Here is a 6,069-nt window from a genome sequence, read left to right on the forward strand (position 1 = left end):
GCCAGCGGTGCGGAGCACTTTGGACAGGGCAATGCTTGGGTAGCGGGAACCACTACGGGAGCCCTTCCTGACCAGTTGAGCGCTGGGAGCTGGGGTGCTTCTGTGCTTCAAGTACAGTCGCTAAGCCTGAGCTTCCTTCCCTTGGGAGAGCGGCCATGCACCGAATAGCTGCTTTGCCAGGGGGATGGGATCCTTCCCAATCCGGCGTCATTTTCTTGGAGCAGGATCCCGCTCCCATCGTTATCCTTTCGGCAGCCGATACGGATCTCACGGCCTTGAGCGCAGCCCTGCGCCTGTTGCCCGGCGATTTTCCGGCGGTGCGGGCGGCCAATTTGTTGCAGTTGCAACAGCCCCTAAGCCTGGATGACTATGCCGAGAGGGTGCTGCGGCGGGCGCAGGTGGTGCTCCTTCGCCTGTTGGGGGGAAGGGCCTACTGGAGCTATGGCCTGGAGGTAGCCAAGCAGGTGGCCGCCGAGGAGGGATCCACCCTGATCGTCATTCCTGGGGACGATCGCCCCGACTGGGATTTGGTGAGCCATTCCACTGTGCCCCTGGCGGTGGCGGATCGGGTGTGGCGGTACTGGCTGGAGGGGGGAGCGGAGAATGTGGCTGCCTGTCTGCTGTTTCTGGCTAGGGAGTTTCTGGGGGGCCAATATTCGGTGCCGGATCCTCAAGTGCTGCCTCGTCTAGGGATCTATCAACCCCCCATAGCTCCGCTGGCGGATCCCCAAGCTCCCAAGGTGGGGATTTTACTCTACCGAGCCCATGTTCTGGCGGGGAACATAGAGCCGGTGGATCAATTGGCAAAAGCCTTGGTGGAGCGGGGGCTGCAGCCTCTGTGCTTTTACACCTACAGCCTTCAAGATCCCGACTTGCCCCAGGCCATTCGGGATCACTTTGGCAGCCAGATTGACCTGTTGCTCAACACCACCAGCTTTTCTCTGGCGCGGTTGGACAGCCACCAGCCCGACGTGAGGCTGTGGCAGGAGTTGGATGTGCCTGTTTTGCAGGTAATCCTCAGCGGTGGATCCCGGCAGAGCTGGGAGAACTCCACGCGGGGATTGGGGGCGCGGGATCTGGCCATGAATGTGGCTTTGCCGGAGGTGGATGGGCGCATCATCAGCCGCACCATTTCCTTCAAAGCGGTTCAACAGCGGGATCCCCACTTGCAAACGGAGGTGGTGGCCTACGTGGCTGTGCCGGATCGGGTGGAGTTTGTAGCCGATTTGGCGGCCAACTGGGTGAAATTGCGGCGTACCCCTGCCAACCAGCGCCGTCTGGCTCTGATTTTGGCCAACTACCCCAGTCGGGACGGGCGACTGGCCAATGGGGTGGGTCTGGATACCCCTGCCAGTTGTGTGGAAATTCTCAAAGCTTTGGCGGGAGCTGGCTACTCAGTAGATCCCCTGCCCCAGACTGGAGATGAACTCATCCATTGGCTAACCGAAGGCCAGACCTACGACCCCTTGGGATCCCTGCGCCCGGCTCGGCAATGCCTTTCTGCTGCCCTTTATCGAGAGTGGTTTGCCCGCTTGCCTGAGCCCATCCAAGCCAACCTCATTCAGCAATGGGGGAATCCGCCCGCCCAAAACATCCCCATCGCCGGTCTCCAGTTGGGGCACGTTTTTGTTGGCATCCAGCCCCCGCGGGGCTACGACCGGGATCCCTCGTTGAACTACCATGCCCCGGATCTGGTGCCCCCCCATGAGTACCTGGCTTTTTACCTGTGGCTGCGGCAGGTCTTCGCCGTTCAAGCGGTGGTGCATGTGGGCAAGCACGGCAACTTGGAATGGCTGCCCGGCAAGGGATCCGCTCTTTCCGCCATCTGCTACCCGGAGGTTGCTCTGGGGCCAATGCCCCACTTCTACCCCTTCATCGTCAACGACCCAGGAGAGGGATCCCAGGCCAAGCGGCGAGCCCAGGCAGTGATTATCGACCACCTCACCCCGCCCCTTACTCGCGCCGAGCTGTACGGCCCCCTGGCGGATTTGGAACGGCTGATGGATGAGTACGTGCAGGCCCAACAGTTGGATCCCAGTCGTTGTCCCCTGATTCGCGCCCAGATTCAGGAGCTGGTTCGAGCAGAGCATCTAGACCAACAGTTCAACCTGGAAAAAGAAGAAGATTGGAATCGCCTGGATGGCTATCTCTGCGAGCTAAAAGAATCCCAGATTCGCGATGGGCTGCACATCTTTGGTCGAATCCCTGCCGGTGAGCAGCTTGTTGATCTGGTGGTAGCCCTGGCCCGCTACCCCGGCCACGGACAACTGGGGATTACTCAGGCCATTGCCCGCGATTGGGGATGGGATTGGGATCCCTTGACCGCCGACCTGACAGATCCTTGGCCAGAGGGATCCCCGAACTCGCCGTAACCCAAGCCAAGCGTTTTATTTTCCTCTCTCAGGGAGCAAGGAAGAATCTTAAGAGTAAGAGGAGTTGATCGGGATCCCTCATCAACTCCTCTGTTGGAACAATGGAAGCAGGCTAGAGAAACAGCTGGATCCCGGAATCGTAGCCCAAGACCGGTTCGCGCCTAGGTGCCCCCTGGCCAGCTACCGGGAAGCCTCAGCAGGCGTTTCAATGGCGAGATTGAAAACTCCGCCGCCGCTCGCCGCCACTGTTCGCGTTACCAGAGCGGAAACCTGAGGTGGGGCGTTCTTCCCGGGGACGAGCTTTGTTCACCTTGAGGTCGCGCCCCATCCATTCTGCCCCATCCAGAGCAGCAATGGCAGCCTGCTCCTCTGCTTCAGAGCTCATTTCCACAAACCCGAAGCCTCGAATGCGGCCTGTCTCACGGTCAGTGGGGATCTGCACCCGCTTGACAGAACCGTACTCAGCAAAAACAGCGGTCAAATCCGCTTCTGTCACCTTAAAGGAAAGGTTGCCAACATAAATCGACATAGACGATCTCCGAAAGAGAGAGTAACAAAGGGTGAGATGTTCGGAGAGCCGTCTGCCAATACAAAACGTGAAAATCCGTCAAGACCAGAAGAAACGAGCACTACAACCGATAACAATCTCAGCTTCTATCCTAACACAGAAGCAGGGGTTCACCACTTCGATTTCGCGAAATTCTGGGGACATTGCCTTCACACCCCAACTGGCCCGGCCCAAACACTCCGCTGCCCTACCTGCGCTGACGCCACCTCAGCCCAGCTTCTCCAGCCTGGATCCCAGTAACCTCATCTGGGCTTCCAGCTCTGCCAGTTGTTCCTGACTGGCTTGCACCACTTCAGGGTTGGCCCGGTTGAGAAAATTGGGGTTCTCCAAGCGGGCGCGGATCCCTTGGGCCTCTTTTTCCAGTTTGGCCAGGTCTTTTTGCAGTTTGGCCCGCAGCGCTTCCACATCCACCAGTCCTGCCAAGGGCATCAGCACCTGCACCGTGCCCACCACTGCAGCCGCCACCTGTTTGGGCTCCGTGGCCAGGGATCCCGTAATCTCCAAAGCCTCAGCCTTAGCTAGATCCCGGATGTAGGCTTGGGCAGCCCTGAGAATTTGCTGCTGGGTGGGATCGTCGGTAACCAGGAGGGCGGTGACGGCCTGCTGGGGCTTGAGGCCGGTTTCTGCCCGCAGGTTGCGCAGGCTGGTAATGGTTTGGATCACCAAGCCAAACTCCCGCTCCAGTTGAGGGTCGATCCAACTGGGATCTGGGGTGGGATAGGGCTGCACGGAGATAGAGGTGGTTTGGTTGGCCTGGGTGAGCAGCTGCCAGATCTCCTCGGTGATGTGGGGCATCCAGGGGTGCAGCAGCTTGAGAATGGTTTCCAAAACGGTGGCCAGCACCTGCTGCGCTGCGCGTTTGGAAGCCAGGTCTTCTCCCCGCAGCCGGGGCTTGACCAGCTCGATGTACCAGTCGCAAAAGTCATCCCAAATGAGAGAGTAGAGCAGGCGCGCCCCCTCGCCCAGGCCATAGGCTTCCAGCTCGGCGATGACTTGGGTGGCCGTGGAGTGCAGCCGCGACAGGATCCAGCGATCGGCCAATTCCAGCGCTTCAGGAACAGGGGATCCCAGTTGGGCAGGGGTTTGCCCCTCCAAGTTCATCAACACAAAGCGGGAGGCGTTCCAGATCTTATTGGCAAAGTTGCGGGCGGCCTCTACGCTGGCGCTCTCGCCGGTCTTGCGGTCATAGGCCAGGCGGATATCCTGCCCTGCCCCCACCACCTCCTTGACCAGGGCATAGCGCAGGGCGTCGGTGCCGTATTTGTCCAGCAGCTCCAGGGGATCGATGCCATTTCCCTTGGTTTTGGACATTTTCGCCCCGTGCTCATCCCGCACCAGGCCATTGATGTACACATCTTTGAAGGGGATCTGGCCGGTAAATTGGGATCCCATCATGGCCATGCGGGCCACCCAGAAGAAAATGATGTCAAAGCCCGTGGACATCAGGGAGTTGGGATAGTAGCGTTTGAAATCCTCGGTCTCTTCCGGCCAGCCCAGGGTTGAAAAGGGCCACAGAGCAGAGCTAAACCAGGTATCCAGCACATCGGGATCCTGTTCCACCCGCTCAACTTCTGGGCCAAACTTTTCCCGTGCCTTGAGCAGCGCTTCCTCGCCGTTGCGGGCCACCACAAAAGCCTGCGGATCCTCAGGGAGCTGGCCGTCAATGACCGGGTACCAAGCCGGGATCTGATGGCCCCACCACAGTTGCCGGGAAATGCACCAGGGGCGCAGCTTTTCCAGCCAGCCGGTATAAACCTTGGTCCAGCGCTCAGGGATAAAGCGGGGGCTATTTCGTTGGTATTCCTCTTCCAAACAGCGAGCCCCCATCCCCGAGACATCGCAAAACCACTGAATGGAAAGCAAAGGCTCGATGGGCACGCCGCCGCGGTCGCTGTGGGGAACGGTGTGGGTGTAGTCCTCCACCTTCTCCAGCAGGCCATGTTCGGCAAACCACTGCACCACCTTTTCTCGGGCCACAAAGCGATCTAGGCCGGTGAAAGGATCCCCGTTTTCGTTGAGGGTGCCGTCTTTATTGAGGATGTTGATGAAGGGCAATTGGTGCCGTTTGCCGATTTCAAAGTCGTTGGGGTCGTGGGCCGGGGTAATTTTCACACACCCGGAGCCAAAGGAGGGATCCACATACTCATCCGCAATGATGGGGATGAGGCGATTTTTAATGGGCAGGCGAATGAACTGGCCGATGAGATGGCAATAGCGCTCGTCTTGGGGGTTCACCGCCACCGCCGTATCCCCCAGCATGGTCTCGGGCCGAGTGGTGGCCACCACCAGATACTGGCTGGGATCCTCGGCCAAGGGATAGCGAAAATGCCACAGGTGGCCCTTGACCTCTTTGTCGTCTAGCTCAATGTCTGACACCGCCGACTGGGTGGCCGGGCACCAGTTCACCAAATACTCGCCCCGGTAAATCAACCCCGCCTCGTATAGCCGCACAAACGCCTCGGTTACCGCCCGGCTCAGCCCCTCGTCGAGGGTAAAGCGATCCCGCGTCCAGTCCAGCGAGAGACCCAGCCGCCGCAATTGGCTCTTGATAGCTCCCTGCGACTGCTCCTTCCAAGCCCAAGCTCGCTCCAGAAAAGCCTCGCGGCCCAGATCGAAGCGGGTCTTGCCCTCTTGGCGCAGTTGGTTTTCCAGGATGGTGTGCACGGCGATGCTGGCATGGTCTGTGCCGGGCAGCCAGAGCACGTTGTAGCCGCGCATGCGCTTGTAGCGCGTCACCACATCCGGCAGGGTAAAGGCAAAAGCATGGCCCATGTGCAGGTTGCCCGTCACATTGGGCGGGGGCAGCACCATGCTAAAGGCCTCTCCCGGCGCCTTGGGATCCGCCACGTAAAAGCCCTTCTCCTCCCAAAAGCGCTGCCACTTCGGCTCGGTCTCGAAGGGGTTGTACTGGCTGGGCAGGTTGGCGGAGGAAATTGCAGCAGTCATAGGGAGGATAGGCCAACGGCTGAGAAGGACGGATCACCTTATAGAGTAGCAGTCTAGCTCTCTGCTCTTCGGGATAGGGCGGCCCATCGGTCTTGACCCCGATCACACAGCTAGAGAGGGATTCCGAGCTAGGGTACTGCCATCCTCAGCGTTTGGGTACTGCGTTATGTCCAGATCATTGAC

The 6,069-nt window shown here is 59.5% G+C and carries 3 protein-coding genes; 1 reads left to right on the forward strand and 2 read right to left on the reverse strand.

Annotated features, from left to right (window positions below; translation table 11 throughout):
• Window positions 1-155 precede the first annotated feature (155 nt).
• Window positions 156-2,372: a cobaltochelatase subunit CobN gene (gene cobN, locus NW819_RS00040; RefSeq protein WP_414412509.1), complete on the forward strand. Its 2,217-nt coding sequence runs from the start codon at window positions 156-158 to the stop codon at window positions 2,370-2,372.
• Window positions 2,373-2,577: 205 nt separating this feature from the next.
• Here the strand turns inward: cobN and NW819_RS00045 are convergent, their stop codons facing one another.
• Window positions 2,578-2,901, reverse strand: coding sequence for an RNA recognition motif domain-containing protein (locus NW819_RS00045; protein ID WP_414412510.1), 324 nt, complete (start codon window positions 2,899-2,901; stop codon window positions 2,578-2,580).
• Window positions 2,902-3,147: 246 nt separating this feature from the next.
• Window positions 3,148-5,886: a valine--tRNA ligase gene (locus NW819_RS00050; protein WP_414412511.1), complete on the reverse strand. Its 2,739-nt coding sequence runs from the start codon at window positions 5,884-5,886 to the stop codon at window positions 3,148-3,150.
• Window positions 5,887-6,069 lie beyond the last annotated feature (183 nt).

This window comes from Synechococcus sp. R8-2, from assembly GCF_047461715.1.
In the GTDB taxonomy this organism is placed as follows: Bacteria; Cyanobacteriota; Cyanobacteriia; order Thermostichales; family Thermostichaceae; genus Thermostichus.

Bases quoted from the DNA above. Each gene is read 5' to 3' on its own strand.
- cobN (WP_414412509.1), top strand. From the start codon at position 156: ATGCACCGAATAGCTGCTTTGCCAGGGGGATGGGATCCTTCCCAATCC.
- NW819_RS00045 (WP_414412510.1), bottom strand. From the start codon at position 2,901: ATGTCGATTTATGTTGGCAACCTTTCCTTTAAGGTGACAGAAGCGGAT.
- NW819_RS00050 (WP_414412511.1), bottom strand. From the start codon at position 5,886: ATGACTGCTGCAATTTCCTCCGCCAACCTGCCCAGCCAGTACAACCCC.